General features: G+C 60.9%; 13 protein-coding genes, 1 tRNA gene and 1 pseudogene. 4 read left to right on the top strand and 11 right to left on the bottom strand.

Annotation, left to right across the window (positions count from 1 at the left end; genetic code table 11):
• Window positions 1-32 precede the first annotated feature (32 nt).
• Complete coding sequence (locus tag YH63_RS15775) at window positions 33-1,784, top strand: adenylate/guanylate cyclase domain-containing protein (RefSeq protein ID WP_046829473.1); 1,752 nt, start codon at window positions 33-35, stop codon at window positions 1,782-1,784.
• Window positions 1,785-2,263: 479 nt separating this feature from the next.
• On the opposite strand, the gene YH63_RS15770 is transcribed toward YH63_RS15775, so the two are convergent.
• Window positions 2,264-2,677, bottom strand: coding sequence for a hypothetical protein (locus YH63_RS15770; RefSeq protein ID WP_137325216.1), 414 nt, complete (start codon window positions 2,675-2,677; stop codon window positions 2,264-2,266).
• 296 nt (window positions 2,678-2,973) lie between these two features.
• Between YH63_RS15770 and YH63_RS15765 the strand changes: the two genes are divergently transcribed.
• The 3 genes from YH63_RS15765 (at window position 2,974) to YH63_RS15755 (ending at window position 5,319) form a co-directional block, all read left to right on the top strand.
• On the top strand, window positions 2,974-3,297 hold the full coding sequence (locus YH63_RS15765) for a hypothetical protein (RefSeq protein WP_137325215.1): 324 nt from the start codon (window positions 2,974-2,976) through the stop codon (window positions 3,295-3,297).
• A 188-nt stretch (window positions 3,298-3,485) separates the two neighbouring features.
• Complete coding sequence (locus YH63_RS15760) at window positions 3,486-4,763, top strand: PQQ-dependent sugar dehydrogenase (protein WP_046826780.1); 1,278 nt, start codon at window positions 3,486-3,488, stop codon at window positions 4,761-4,763.
• Between the two features lie 241 nt (window positions 4,764-5,004).
• Window positions 5,005-5,319 carry a c-type cytochrome gene (locus YH63_RS15755; RefSeq protein ID WP_046826781.1) on the top strand — a complete coding sequence of 105 codons (315 nt, stop codon included), beginning with the start codon at window positions 5,005-5,007 and terminating at the stop codon, window positions 5,317-5,319.
• A gap of 69 nt (window positions 5,320-5,388) precedes the next feature.
• Here YH63_RS15755 and YH63_RS15750 read toward each other — a convergent pair.
• The 10 genes and pseudogenes from YH63_RS15750 to YH63_RS15705 all read right to left on the bottom strand — a co-directional run bounded on the left by YH63_RS15750 (window position 5,389) and on the right by YH63_RS15705 (window position 13,286).
• Window positions 5,389-5,465: transfer RNA gene (locus YH63_RS15750), tRNA-Arg, on the bottom strand.
• 67 nt (window positions 5,466-5,532) lie between these two features.
• Window positions 5,533-6,438, bottom strand: a complete 906-nt coding sequence (locus YH63_RS15745; protein ID WP_046826782.1) for a LysR substrate-binding domain-containing protein — start codon at window positions 6,436-6,438, stop codon at window positions 5,533-5,535.
• 106 nt (window positions 6,439-6,544) lie between these two features.
• A pseudogene (locus YH63_RS15740) lies at window positions 6,545-7,326 on the bottom strand (cobalamin-binding protein).
• Between the two features lie 40 nt (window positions 7,327-7,366).
• On the bottom strand, window positions 7,367-8,107 hold the full coding sequence (locus YH63_RS15735) for a DUF3750 domain-containing protein (RefSeq protein WP_046826783.1): 741 nt from the start codon (window positions 8,105-8,107) through the stop codon (window positions 7,367-7,369).
• Between the two features lie 96 nt (window positions 8,108-8,203).
• Window positions 8,204-9,019, bottom strand: coding sequence for an NUDIX hydrolase (locus YH63_RS15730; RefSeq protein ID WP_046826784.1), 816 nt, complete (start codon window positions 9,017-9,019; stop codon window positions 8,204-8,206).
• A complete protein-coding gene (locus YH63_RS15725) occupies window positions 9,016-9,948 on the bottom strand; it encodes a dihydrodipicolinate synthase family protein (protein ID WP_046826785.1) in 933 nt (310 codons plus the stop codon). The genes YH63_RS15730 and YH63_RS15725 overlap by 4 nt, the downstream gene beginning before the upstream one ends.
• Window positions 9,949-9,967: 19 nt before the next feature.
• Window positions 9,968-10,840 carry an SDR family oxidoreductase gene (locus YH63_RS15720; protein WP_046826786.1) on the bottom strand — a complete coding sequence of 291 codons (873 nt, stop codon included), beginning with the start codon at window positions 10,838-10,840 and terminating at the stop codon, window positions 9,968-9,970.
• 23 nt (window positions 10,841-10,863) lie between these two features.
• Window positions 10,864-11,724 (bottom strand): MaoC family dehydratase, encoded by an 861-nt coding sequence (locus tag YH63_RS15715; protein ID WP_046826787.1) that lies wholly within the window; start codon window positions 11,722-11,724, stop codon window positions 10,864-10,866.
• Window positions 11,725-11,745: 21 nt separating this feature from the next.
• Entirely contained in the window at window positions 11,746-12,138 is a 393-nt protein-coding gene (locus tag YH63_RS15710) for a Zn-ribbon domain-containing OB-fold protein (RefSeq protein WP_046826788.1), read from the bottom strand.
• The gene (locus YH63_RS15705; protein WP_046826789.1) at window positions 12,138-13,286 is read right to left on the bottom strand and encodes a thiolase domain-containing protein; all 1,149 of its coding nucleotides are present in this window, start codon (window positions 13,284-13,286) and stop codon (window positions 12,138-12,140) included. The genes YH63_RS15710 and YH63_RS15705 overlap by 1 nt, the downstream gene beginning before the upstream one ends.
• Between the last annotated feature and the right edge of the window lie 40 nt (window positions 13,287-13,326).

Here is a 13,326-nt window from a genome sequence, read left to right as displayed (position 1 = left end):
GAGGCCGGCCGGACATCGCACTGGCGAACACGATGTCCAATCCGCTCGTTGTCCCACGCACGTCATTGTTCAAGAAGTACTTCCGCGCACTTTTTGCGGCGGCCGTCGTGCCGCTTCTGATCGCGGGTGGAAGCGATGCGTGGTTCGGCTATCATGACCAGCGCGCGAGGCTGAACGACTTGCTGAACGCGGAAGCCCGATTTGCGGCCGTCAATATCCAGGACTTCATCGAAGGAATCCGAGATCAGCTTGGCTGGACAGTGCAACTGCCATGGTCGGAGGACGGCGGCGACAGGCGCAGGCTCGACGCCTTGCGCCTGCTGCGTCAGGTCCCGTCCGTGGAGAACCTCACTCTGGTCGATGCGACCGGGAAAGAACGCCTCTTCGTGTCACGCATCGGCCTGAACAGGATCGAAGGCGGTGACGACCTTTCCGCAAAACCCGCTGTGACGGGAGCCCGTTCCGATCGGATCTGGTATGGGCCGGTCACGTTCCATGGTGGCTCGGAACCCTTCATGGCCATCGCAATCGCCGGCAATCGGACAGCGGATGGAGTGGCTATCGCCGAGGTCAACCTCAAGTTCATCTGGGAGGTTATCTCGGGGATTCGGGTCGGACGCACCGGCGACGCGTTCGTGCTTGACCGACCGGGCCGTCTCGTCGCTCATCCAGACATCAGCCTTGTGCTGCGGGCCGATGAAGCCGCACAGCGACCGCTCCAGGCCTTGCGCGCGGCCATCCTGGCCCGACCCGGCCAGGCGGCGGTTGGCCAGGATGTTATGGGGAAGTCAGTGTTGGGGGCGATGGTGCAGATCCCCGGCGTCGACTGGAGCGTCATCGTCAAACAGCCTCTCGCCGAGGCATTCGCGCCGATCTACGCGGCCCTTTGGCGTACGGCGGCGCTGCTCGTGGGCGGTGCGGCTCTCGCAGCAGTGCTCGCCTACTGGCTGACCCAGCGGATGATTGGACCGATACGCCTGTTGGAGGACGGCGTCGCCCGAATTGGCGCAGGACAATTCGACCACCGCATCAGCCTGACAACACGTGACGAATTCGAGCGGCTTGCGACGCGATTCAACGAGATGGCCGCGGAGTTGGCGGTTTCACAGGAACGCTCTGAACGCATAAATCGTCTCAAGCGTTTCCTCGCGCCGCAGGTCGCCGAACTGGTTGACCGGACTGGTGACGACCGCGTTCTCGATGGACGGCGCGTCGAAGTGGTGGTGATATTTTGCGATATGCGGGGCTTCACTGCCTTCTCCGCACGCGTGGAACCGGAAACCGTCATGGGTGTGCTGCGCGAATACTACGACGCTCTCGAAAAGGTCGTGGGCGCCCATGAGGCAACGCTGATCAACTTCTCCGGCGATGGAGCGATGGTGCTGGTCAATGCGCCGGTCGCCTGTTCGGATCCCGCACTGCAAGCCGTCACCATGGCGATCGATATGCAAATCAGCGTGCAGAAACTTCTGGCCGGTTGGCGCGCACCGGATCACCAACTTGGCTTCGGCGTCGGACTCGCAATGGGGCCAGCTACAGTTGGCCAGATCGGCTCCGAGGGCCGCCTGCACTACAGCGCGATCGGCAACGTCGTGAACCTTGCATCGCGTTTATGTTCGAGCGCGCAGGATTCCGAAATCCTGATCGACCGCGTCGCAGCTCATGCGGTCGGATCGCGCGTGCCTCTCGTTGAACTGGATGCGCGAACACTGAAAGGTTTCGATCAGCCCGTTCCTGTATTTTCCGCTGTCATTGAGAAGGCTGTTACGGACAGCACCGCTTAGGACGAACTAGATTCCGCTGCCGGCGGTGAAGCAGAAGATGTCCGCGCTATACGCACGCTCAGGTCTGGGCGCGCAGAGATGGCTACGCCCGTCAGGGTTGTCTCGGTTCTTTTCAACTTTCTCAGGCGGGACACGAAGCCACTTCCCGTCTTCACGGCGTTTGGCAAACCAGACGCCACCTTCGTTGCGAGCTTCGGTCGGGTAGCAGTCGTGTTGACTGCAGCATGATAGATTGGGGTTATCCGGCCTCATCCATGTCGAATAAAACTTCTCGTGGATTGGCTCGTCCTGCGGCGGGTGCCGATGTTGCGCGGATGCGCCGACGGCCCCGAACACAAGTCCGGCGGACATCAAGACAATGATGCTGCGCCAAGTAATCACAGGCGCCACTCCGGCCACGTTCCCGGCACAACCGGGATGAAGCCCCCACGCTAGTCTAACACCGTAACGGCTGGAGAAAAGTGACCGATGCCATTTCCTCACCTTTTGAAAATCACACGAACGATAAGGTCCGCAGTAAAACGCGTCATGCGAAAAATCATCCATGCGGCGAGGATGACAGCTGAAATCAAACCAACCAATGGGTTCACCCAGATTGCCCAATCTCCTTGCGAGGACTGATATCCCGAATCGAGAAAAAGTGCCCCGTAATAGATTCGCCCACAGAAGATCACGAAGATCGGGATAGCTATGATTGCAATGAGACTGACGCGTCTAACGAGCCATAAAAGGAGAATTGGGCTCAGTTCGATCGCATTCCACACTATCTCTTCCAGCTGGATCGGATTAACTCTTTGAGGGAAGTTTATGTCTCCTGCAATAACGGAAAAAAGCTGCATCAAGCTCAAAACGATCAATGCGCGATCCGTCTTCGTACGCTCATCCTCCGTCATCGCAACGTCTCCAGTCAACAGATCGACTGACCTGTCGACCACGGATACAGAAGTGAGAGGCAGCGAATAAGTTCGCTTTATCGTCGGTACATTTCGGTAATTGCATAGAGCACAAGCACTGTTGCCGGGAGCACTATGGCCGTCGTCATAAGACGTTGCCTATAATACGCTTTGGTCTGTTCATCCTTGCTATAATACGCTTTGGTCTGTTCATCCTTGGGAGGCATCTCCCATATTAGATGCTCCCACAGGCTAATTCTTTTCGACGGTCTAATGTTTCGCATCCAAAGAGACACTTGCGTGATCGCTATCGCGATCAGCAGAGAAAGCACTATAAACCAAGGCCCCCGCGTCATTTCGCAATTCCTCTTTCAAGCAGGCGGCCGGGTTTCACCGTCACACCCCGCGAAGCGCCGCCCCATATTACGGGCGCTGCAACGATAGCTAAGCTTCATAGCAATGCGGAATTCCTCGCGGATATCAAGGCTGCGCGCAAAGAGGTGAAGCCGCGAAGCAAAGGGTATCTCGGCATGCTTTTTGGCTGCGCTCCGGCAACGGCATCTCGCGCTGCAACCGTTGCCTATTCTCTTGCCAAGCCTTCTCGTCATCGCCAATATTGACCCGATCACCGTTGCCCCAGAGGCGCAGGCCTCCTGCTCGCGCAATTGGTGCCTGCCATTCGGTGGGAAGCGATGCTGCACAAGCTGGGCGTCGCATAACAATTGATCCGCCGAACAACGCTTTCGGCTCAGGTCCGGCGGATTCGCCTTTTCAGGGAGTGAAACTTACCAAATCGGAGGAGACATCGATGACTCGACGTATCTGCTTCGTATTGCCCTGTGCGTTACTGTCCTCATTCGTCCTGTCCGGCTCGGCGGCGGCCCAAAGCCCAAGCGGAACTCCCGGACTCGCCAGCACCCCCGTGATGTCCGGACGTGACCTGACGTGGGACATGGCCTTCCTGCCCGACGGCGCGATGTTCTTCACCGAGAAGTGCAGTGGACTCTCGGTCCGGCTACCGTCCGGCAAGATCAACGCCCTGCTCGGCATCAAGGATTCCAAGAACTACCCTGACACCGCATCCGACCTCTTCTGCGGCGGTCAGGCCGGCATGTACGGTGTGGCGATCGATCCCGACTTCGCCACCAACCGCTTCATCTACGTGTCCTCGGCGTCGAGCATGACCGCGCCAGGAACCAATCGGGTACTGCGGCTGACGGTCAATCCAGATCTGACCAAGGTCTCGAACCGGCAGGATATCGTCACCGACATCGCCTACAAGCCGGCGGCCAGCAACCATCCTTTCGGCGATCCTGGCGCGCATAACGGCGGACGCCTCCGCTTCGGTCCCGCGGACGGCTTCCTGTACGTGACAACGGGCGACACCCATAACGGCGAGGTGCCGCAAAGCCCGACCCGCATCGGCGGAAAAGTGCTCCGCATCGATCGGGACGGCAAGGCCGCACCCGGCAACAACCCGCCACAGGGCTTCGATGCGCGCATCTTCACCTACGGACATCGCAACCCGCAAGGCATCTGCTTCCGCCCCGGCACCAACCAGCCCTACACGGCGGAGAACGGCCCCTGGCATAGCGACGAGGTGACGGCGCTCACGGCCGGCGGCAACGCCGGATGGGATCCCCGCCCGAATATCGGCGGGCGCGGCGACTGCCCCGACAACTATTGCGGATACTCGCCGAACCAGATGGGCGCGATGGAGCCGAAGGAGCGGTCGGCGTTCATGCCGATGACCGACACCAAGACCTATCCCAACGCCATGAAGCCGGCCTGGAACAACGACATGCTTTCGCAGGGCATGTCGTCATGCGTGTTCCTGAACGGCCCGCAGTGGAAAGAGTGGAACGGCCGGATGGTCGTGACCTTTATGGGGATCGGCATCCACGGAACGCCGGTCGGCAACCGCCTCGACGTGCTCGACATCAAGCCCGACGGCTCGTCCGCCACGCGCACGACCGTGTCGCTGCCGATGCCGGCCGGGCGCTTCCGCTCCGTCGTGCAGGCCCCGGACGGCAGCATGTATGTGGCCACCGACCAGGGCGACATCTACCAGCTCAAGCCCATTTGAGCTCGATCAGCGCCCCGCGCCTGCCGCTGCGGCGATGCGGCTGACCTTCGTCTGCGGGCGCGGCCTGACCGCGTCCGTCGACATTGCGCGATCAGCATTCGCAGCTGCCCGCAGATCATCGCGTGCTTGGCCATTTAACCGGAGAGCCGATGATGATCGTGCGTGTTGCTGTTCGCTTTGTTTCGACCACTGTTCTGCGATACCGTCCGACGCGGATCGCGCATGATGGGAATCCCGCTCCATGGTTGACCTTCGCCAACTCGCTGCAGCCTCTTTCGCCGCGCTTCTGACATCGTCGGCTGCTTTCGCAAGCGCCGAATTGGCCAAGAGCAAGAACTGCGTAGCCTGCCATTCTGTCGAACGGAAGATGATCGGTCCGCCCTACAAGGCCATGGCCGAGCGCTATGGCAAGGATGAATCCGCGATCAAGGTCTTGAGCGAAAAGATCGTGAAGGGCGGCGGCGGCAGTTGGGGTCAGCTACCGATGCCTCCTCAACCGAGCGTTTCGCCGGAGGAGGCCGAAGCTCTGGTGAAGTGGATTCTGTCCCAGCAATAAGGGGGCCCGGCGGCGCACGCGCCAGATACTGCCGTCGGGACAAAGGCCATATTGAGCAGGGGTCAAGAATGGCGCGCTCGGAGAGATTCGAACTCCCGACCCTCGGAATCGAAATCCGATGCTCTATCCAGCTGAGCTACGAGCGCTGAGGCGCGCACCATAGCCAAGCAGGACGTGAAAGCTACCCCCCGAAGACCGCCGGTCGTCACTTTTTCAGGCCTTTGGATGCGACCGGGCCGTCGCAGCCGTAATCATCTGTCCCAGTTCGATGAAATGGCTTTTCCGCGGCGAACTCCTGCGCCAGGCAAGGCCAATCACGCGCTGCGGCTCAGGATCGGCGAATCGCATCAGGTGGATATCGCCCCGCCGGATTTCGAGCGGCACGGCCAGCTCAGGCAGCAGCGTCATGCCGAGACCGTTCGCCACCATCTGCACCAGTGTCGACAGGCTCGATGCGCCGAAGGTGTTGATGTTCTCGATCCGCCGCAGGCTGCAGAAAGCCAGCGCCTGATCCCGCATGCAGTGCCCCTCTTCCAGAAGGAGCAGCCTGTCCTCCTCCAGCAGATCGGGCGTCGCCTTGACGCGATCCGACATGCGATGCGAGGCCGCCATCGCCAACAGGAAACGGTCGTCGAACAGCCGGATCGTCTCGATGTCAGGGTGCTCGACCGGCAGCGCCAGCAGCAACACATCGAGCTGACCGTCGACAAGCTCGCTGACAAGCGACTGGGTCTGGCTTTCGCGAATGTGCAGATCAAGGTCCGGAAACGAGTCACGAAACATCGGCAACAATTGCGGGAGAATGTACGGCGCCACCGACGGAATGACACCGAAACCAAGTGGCCCGGACAGGACGTTGCCTTGCCGCCGCGCGAAATCGACGATGTCGCGCACGTCGGCAAGAACCCGCGCGGCCCGCTGCGCGATTTCCTTGCCGCCCTCGGTCAGCATCACGCCATTACGGCTGCGTTCCAGAAGCTGGATGCCGAGGGACTTCTCCAGTTCCTGAATCTGCATCGACAGCGCAGGCTGGGTCACGGCGCAGTGTTCCGCAGCCTTGCCGAAATGGCGGGACCGGGCGACGGCGTCGAAATACCTGAGCTGTTTGAGCGATACCATAGCGATCAGATTTTCTTATATAAATCCATTTTTATTACGATTTGGCCTGATTGAAAAGGTGCTTTAGCGCTTGGCAAAAGAGGCAGCTGGCACTCACGCCTAAGCGTCAAGGCGTTCGCAGCGCCGCCATGATCGCATCGAGACCGTCGGTCAGCGCCGCCGGCCCCGGCTGCAAGATCAGCGGCGATTGATTTCGACGATGCGATTATCACGCACGGCGGCGATTGCGTCCCAGCCCGGCCGCTTGCGGATTTTATCCGGAACGACTTTCTTGCCGCACCACGAGGCGAAGATCACGTCGGGATTGGCTGCGACCACGGCCTCGGGCGCAACGATGCGATCTTTCGCAGCCTTTGCCTTTGCGAGCTGCGGAAATACATCGTCACCGCCTGCAACTGCAATCAGTTCCGAGACCCAGCCGATGCCGCTGATCAACGGGTTGTCCCATTCCTCGAAATAGACCTTGGGACGCATCGGTCTGGCGCGTCCAATCGCAGCAACATCAGCAAGCCACTGCTCAAACTGCGATGCGAGTGCATCCGCCTTCCCCGCCTCACCGATCAATCCGCCGAGCGTGCGGATCATCGCCAGAATGCCGGAGATATCGCGCTGATTGAAGACGTGGACCGCCACCCCTGCCCGCACCAGATCGGCGACGATGTCGGCCTGCAAATCCGAGAACGCCAGCACGAGATCGGGATCCAGCGCGAGGATCTTCGGGACGTCGGCCGAAATAAACGCCGACACGCGCGGCTTCTCGCGCCGCACCTGCGGCGGTCGCACCGCGTATCCTGACACGCCGACGATGCGATCCTGCTCGCCGAGCAGGTACAGCGTCTCGACCGTCTCTTCGGTGAGACACACGATCCGTCGTGGAGGGAAAGTCATCAGCGAATCTCTAGCCAGCCAGTGCGCGGCTTACGCTCTGCTACGCCGGCACCGCGCTCATGCCAATGCGCCCGATGCCTGGAATCTTGATTGCGGGACGGCGAATGTCGACACCGAGAACCGCGCCCAACACATTCAACTCGACGCCTTCGAGCCACCCGACCGTAAGACCGAGATAGCCGCCCAATGTAGCACGCAAGCCCGTGCCCGAAGGCGTCCAGCCGAACCATTCCCCGTCATAGGGAAAGTCCTTGCCGATCGCAGTCGGCGGCAGCACCGCTTGCATTTCGGGAACGGCATCAATGATTGCTGCAACGAACGTATTCGAGTTCGGACCGGGCCACGCGCGGTAGTCGCCGAGGTTGCGATACTTGTAGCTCTCGATAGCTGCCTGGATTTTCGGAATCAGTTGTGCTGCCTGTTCGCCGTCGGCGCGGAACACTTCATCAGGAACCTGCCCAAACCAGCGCCCGTCAGCGACGAAGCCATTGACGCGGATCGGCTCGCCCCACGCGGTGTAGTCGTAACGGCTGTAACGCGACGCGCCTTTGTCCTTGAACACGATCCAGGAATGCACGGCGACGATGCCGCGCCAGCGCACGGTGCGCGCCGCATAAATGCGAACCAGCGCGTCAGCATGGCCCGAGGCTTGCGGCAGAACGCCCGCACTGGAGCGATCGGCGGCGTACCAGTTCGCCGATGCCCGGTCGCTCAGAAAATAGGATGCCGCGGAGACGCCGATGGGGGCGAATATAAGCACTAGAAAAGCCGTCAGAATCATCTTCCAAAATCTCATCGGACCCCGTCACGGACGCGCTTCGCGTTCCATGAGAATGGTGACGGTCGCCGATGGATTCAATGGTGAGTATCTAACCGGTCATGGTCGGGCGACGTCGAACACATCCCCATCGTAACCCGCCTCCATGGGAATGCGCAGGCGCGTGGTTCCGTTCTCGTTCCTGCTCATCTCGGGCACCACCGTCACTACCGGCGTCGCGCGCGCGAAATCCATCGCTGCCTGCGCAGTTCCAAGCGTGTCGAGCTTGATCAGGTTACGAATGGTTGGGAATGGAAGATTGTAGCGTCCCGAAGCCGCAGCATCGAGCGCCGCCTTTGGCGACAGCCAGATGGAGTCCACGGATTCCTTGCCGTCGTGTTTGCCGATCTGGTCAGGTGGCGCCAAGGCCAGCAGGAAATGCGTATCGAAGCGCTTCGGCAAATTCACCGGCGTGATCCAGTGCGCAAAAAGCGCAAGCAGATCGATCGCAGGCGTCAAATCGTTCTGGCGCAGAATGTCCGCAAAGCTGACCTTGCCTTCATCGAGTGCTTCACGTTGCGAACCCAGCGCGGCGGCCTTTTCCGCAGAAGCCAACGAGGACGATCCTCGCGGACGCGCCAGCAGGATTCCACTTTCTTCGAATGTCTCACGAATGCCGCCAATGCGGATGGCTGCTGTCTCGACATCGAGGCCGCCGCGATCGGCAACGAGCGCCGGATCGGCTGCGATCTGATAATCGTTCGGGTCCATGCTGCCACCCGGAAACACCAGCGCGCCGGAACTGAATTCGATCTGGCGGTTACGCTGCACCATGAAGATTTCCATGCCGCCGGCGGCTTCACGCAGCAACAATACCGTCGAAGCTATCCGCAAGGCCTTCGACTTGTCCGGCACGCTCTTGGTGTCGCTGCTCATGAAATGTTGGCCCGCTTATCGACGCGCCCGACGCGCGACAGAAGATAATCCACTTCGCTGCGCGCGAGCGCACTCATGGCCGAACCCGGCTTGCGCTGCGCGTCCGAGGCGATCTTGCCACGCTTCTTCAGCACATACTTGCGCACCGCTAGGCCAACGCCCGGCTGCTGCTCGTAACGGATCAGCGGCAGATGCGCGTCGAACAGATCGTGGGCGGCATCGCGCTTGCCTGCCTTCGAGAGATTGACGACATCCACCAGCAGGTCGGGGAATGCATAGCCGGTCATGGCGCCATCGACGCCCCGCTCCATCTCGAAATCGAGAAACAGTCCGCCGTTGCCCACCAGAATCGACAGCGGCCGCAGCGAGCCATCCTTCTGGAAACCGCGCAGCGTCGAAATCTTCTCCAGTCCCGGCCAGTCTTCATGCTTCAGCATCACGCAGGACGGGCTGTCCATCACGATCTTGCGGATCACCGATGGCGTCATGACGACAGTCAGCGTCAACGGATAGTCCTGCAGCACCCACGGCACATCGCTGCCGATCGCCTCGGACGCCTGCCGGAAATATCCAAGAATCTGCTCGTCCGTCCGCAGATGCGGCGGCGGCGCGATCATCACGGCGGCGGCGCCGGCATCCATCGATGCCTGTGCCAGCGTACGCATCTGGGCGAAGCCCGGCGCAGACACGCCGACGATGATCTGCTTGTCCTTTGCGCGCTTGATAAAACGGGTCGCAACCTGAAGCGATTCATCGGCTTCCATCTTCGGCGCTTCGCCGAGAATGCCAAGCACGGTCACGCCATTGCAGCCGACCTCGGCATAGAAATCCGTCAGCCGGTCGATCGAGTCATAGTCGATACGGCCGTCTTCGAAAAACGGGGTCGGTGCAATGGCGAACGTGCCGCTCGCCTCATGGGTCAGCTTCATATGCCGTTACTTTCTGGGATTAGAATCTGCGAGCCACCAGCTTATCCTGCTCGTCGAAGAAAATCTCCTTGGCATGGCTCACGATATCTTGCGCCTTCCAGGAGCCGCCGGGTTTCCAGCCTTCCATTTCCAGCATTTTCATCTCGCGCACACCGCGCGGCCCGGAAACGCCAAGCACCTTGCCGGTTTGTTCGCCGGACAGCGAGCTCACCATATAGAGCACTGCGGGCGCAATCTCGTCCGGCCCCATGGCCGCACCCGGATTCTCGATATAGCGCGGCAGATCCGCCGTCATGCGGGTCAGCGCGCCGGGCGCCAGCGTCCAGAGCCGGATGTTGTATTTACGGCCCTCGATGGCGAGCACGTTGCTCAGCCCCCAGATGCCACCCTTGGCTGCGCCGTAGTTGCTCTGGCCGAAGTTGCCGAGCAGCCCCGACGTCGACGACGTATTGACGATGACGCCGCCGCCATTGTCCTTCATCCATTTGAAGACCGGCATGGTGACGCAGAAGGTCCCTTTCAGATGCACCTTCATGACCCGGTCCCAGTTCTCTTCGCTCATCTTCGCGAAGGTACCGTCGAGCAGAATGCCGGCATTGTTGACCAGAATGTCGGCACGGCCAAAATTCTTGATCGCATCGTCGAACACCGACTGGCCACCCGCCATGGTCGAGATATCCGATCCGTTGGCGACGGCCTTCCCGCCCTCCGCCTTGATCGCATCGACCACCTTCTGCGCCATCGACTTGTCGGCGCCGGTGCCGTCGCGCGGCCCACCGAGGTCGTTGACGATAACCGCCGCTCCCTCGCGGGCGAACAATCTGGCGTAGGCCTCGCCGAGGCCACCACCCGCTCCGGTGATGATCGCAACCTTGCCGTCGAGCAAACCCATCGAGTCCTCCCGTTTCTTCTTGTTTAGGCGAGAACGGTCTTGCCGTTCTTGATGACGGTGACGCCGCGGCTCTTCACGCGCCCTTCGAGCGAGATCACGTTGCCGTCTTTCCACATGTCGAAGCTGACGGTTTCTCCCGGGAACACCGGCGAGGAAAAGCGGACGACATGCTGTTTGAACGCGGCGGGATCATAATCCGCGTAGGTCTGCAGCACCGCGCGGCAACTCAGGCCGTAGGTGCACATGCCGTGCAGGATCGGACGATCGAAGCCAGCGCGCTTGGCAAATTCCGGATCGCTGTGCAGCGGGTTGCGATCGCCGCAAAGCCGGTAGATCAGCGCCTGATCCGGCCGCGTCGAAATATCGACCGTTATGTCAGGGGCGCGCTTCGGGATCGCATGCGGCTCGGGCTGACCGTCGGACGGACCACCAAAACCGCCGTCCCCGCGCGCGAACTGCGACGCGATCAGCGTCGCGAGATCCTCGCCCTTCTCGTTCTTGAGCACGGTCTTGCGCAGGATCACCGCGCCCTTGTCCTTGCCCTTGTCGAACACGCCAAGGATGCTGGAGTCCGCCGTGATGTTCGCCGTGACAGGCAATGGCTTGTGGAAAGTAATGTCACGCTCGCCGTCCACCACCATCACGCGGTTGACGTCGATGGGACCTGCGCTCGCGCCCCAGGCCGCCACCGACGCGTAGGTCGGTACGACCTTGAGGTCACGTGGCGTGAAGTATCCCTCGTTGACGAAGGACAATTCCTTCTCGTCCATCGGATCGGCACCCATGCCGATGCCATAGGCGTAAAGCATCACTTCGCGGTCGGTCCATGAATACTTCTGGCCGACATTCCTGAGCGCCATCACCTCATCGTACTTGATCGGCATGTTTCCTCACTGTTGTTATTGTTATCCGACGGGGGTGAAGAACGGCAGCGGCGCGCCGTCCGTCGGCTTGAACACGACCTTCACGCGCTGACCGATTTTCAGCGCTGTCAGATCGCAGTCCACGAAATTCGTCAGCAGCGACGGACCTTCATCCAGCGTGACATATCCGATGGCGTAAGGCCCGGTCGGCGACTTTCGCATCAGGCTGTAGCTGTAGATGACGCCCTCGCCCTTGCTTTCTTCCCACACGGTCTGATCCGAGAAGCACACCGGGCAGATCGAGCGTGGAAAATAATGCGGCTCGCGGCACGCGGTGCAACGCTTGATCAGGAACTTGCCCTGCTTGGCTGCGTCCCAGAAGTGCGCGGTTTCGGGGTTGCCGACCGGCGCTGGATATTTTGGTTTGTCGGTCATCACACGCGCTCCAGAATGGCGGTCGAAGCCGCATGCCGCACACCGAGCAATCCGCCGGTGCCGTGCACCAGCGCGAGATCGCAATTCGGAACCTGAACCTTCGGATGCGCTTCACCGCGCAACTGCCGCACCGCCTCGATGATCTTGGTAATGCCGCCACGGTTGATCGGATGGTTGTTACACAGCCCGCCGCCGTCGGTATTCCACGGCAATTTGCCGACGCCGGAAATCAGATTGCCGTCGGCGACGAACTTTCCGCCGTCGCCCTTCGCGCAGAAACCAAGATCCTCGAGCTGAACCACCACGGTGATGGTGAAGCTGTCGTAGATCGACGCATACTTGATGTCCTTTGGCGTGACGCCGGCTTCCGCGAAGGCCGGAGGACCGCTCCACACGCCCGCCGAATAGGTCAGGTCGAGCTTGCGGCCGCCGTTCGGACCTTTCAGCGATTCACCGTGACCGGTCATCCGCACCAGCGGTCGCTTCAGCGACTTCGCGATCTCCGGCGTGGTCACGACCAGCGCGCCGCCGCCGTCCGAGACGACGCAGCAGTCAAGGCGATGCAGCGGATCAGAAATCATCGGCGAGTTGATAACGTCCTCGACGGTGACAACATCACGCAGCATCGCATGCGGATTGTATTGCGCGTGATGCGAGGCTGCGACCTTGACCCATGCGAGTTGCTCGCTGGTGGTGCCGAACTCATGCATATGACGCATGGCGCACATGCCATATGCGTTGTGGGTCGTTGCGCCATACGCGGCTTCGAAATCGACTTCAGGGCCGAACGCCCGCGGCGGCATTGGGCCGGTGCGTGGCTTTCCAGCGAGCGTGATCAGCGCCACGGAACATTTGCCGGCAGCGATCGCCTCGGCCGCGTGCCCAAGGGCGATGATGTAGGAACATCCGCCCGTCTCGGTGGAATCGAGATGCCGCAGCTTGAGGCCGAGATAATCGGCCATCGGCATGACGCCGCCCGGCGCGTCTCCGGCGCAGAAGTAGCCGTCGACGTCCGCCTTGGTCAGGCCTGCGTCTTCCAACGCTCCCTTGGCGCATTCAGCGTGCAGTTGCGCGGTCGACTTGTCCGGCGCGTGCCGGGTGGGATGTTCATAGATCCCCGCGATGTAGGCTTTGTTCTTAATGGTCAAAAGATGTCTCCGCTGGCGTCTCTTCCAGCGGATTATCTCG

This window comes from Afipia massiliensis, from assembly GCF_001006325.2.
GTDB classification, from domain to species: Bacteria; Pseudomonadota; Alphaproteobacteria; order Rhizobiales; family Xanthobacteraceae; genus Afipia; species Afipia massiliensis_A.
The sequence above is the reverse complement of the archived record's forward strand: the minus strand, read 5'-3'. Positions and strand labels throughout refer to the sequence as shown.

Excerpts from the sequence above, each read along its gene's own strand:
- YH63_RS15760 (WP_046826780.1), top strand. The coding sequence starts at position 3,486 with ATGACTCGACGTATCTGCTTCGTATTGCCCTGTGCGTTACTGTCCTCA.
- YH63_RS15770 (WP_137325216.1), bottom strand. The coding sequence starts at position 2,677 with ATGACGGAGGATGAGCGTACGAAGACGGATCGCGCATTGATCGTTTTG.
- YH63_RS15745 (WP_046826782.1), bottom strand. The coding sequence starts at position 6,438 with ATGGTATCGCTCAAACAGCTCAGGTATTTCGACGCCGTCGCCCGGTCC.
- YH63_RS15730 (WP_046826784.1), bottom strand. The coding sequence starts at position 9,019 with ATGAGCAGCGACACCAAGAGCGTGCCGGACAAGTCGAAGGCCTTGCGG.
- YH63_RS15715 (WP_046826787.1), bottom strand. The coding sequence starts at position 11,724 with ATGCCGATCAAGTACGATGAGGTGATGGCGCTCAGGAATGTCGGCCAG.
- YH63_RS15755 (WP_046826781.1), top strand. The coding sequence starts at position 5,005 with ATGGTTGACCTTCGCCAACTCGCTGCAGCCTCTTTCGCCGCGCTTCTG.
- YH63_RS15720 (WP_046826786.1), bottom strand. The coding sequence starts at position 10,840 with ATGGGTTTGCTCGACGGCAAGGTTGCGATCATCACCGGAGCGGGTGGT.
- YH63_RS15775 (WP_046829473.1), top strand. The coding sequence starts at position 33 with ATGTCCAATCCGCTCGTTGTCCCACGCACGTCATTGTTCAAGAAGTAC.
- YH63_RS15735 (WP_046826783.1), bottom strand. The coding sequence starts at position 8,107 with ATGATTCTGACGGCTTTTCTAGTGCTTATATTCGCCCCCATCGGCGTC.
- YH63_RS15725 (WP_046826785.1), bottom strand. The coding sequence starts at position 9,948 with ATGAAGCTGACCCATGAGGCGAGCGGCACGTTCGCCATTGCACCGACC.
- YH63_RS15710 (WP_046826788.1), bottom strand. The coding sequence starts at position 12,138 with ATGACCGACAAACCAAAATATCCAGCGCCGGTCGGCAACCCCGAAACC.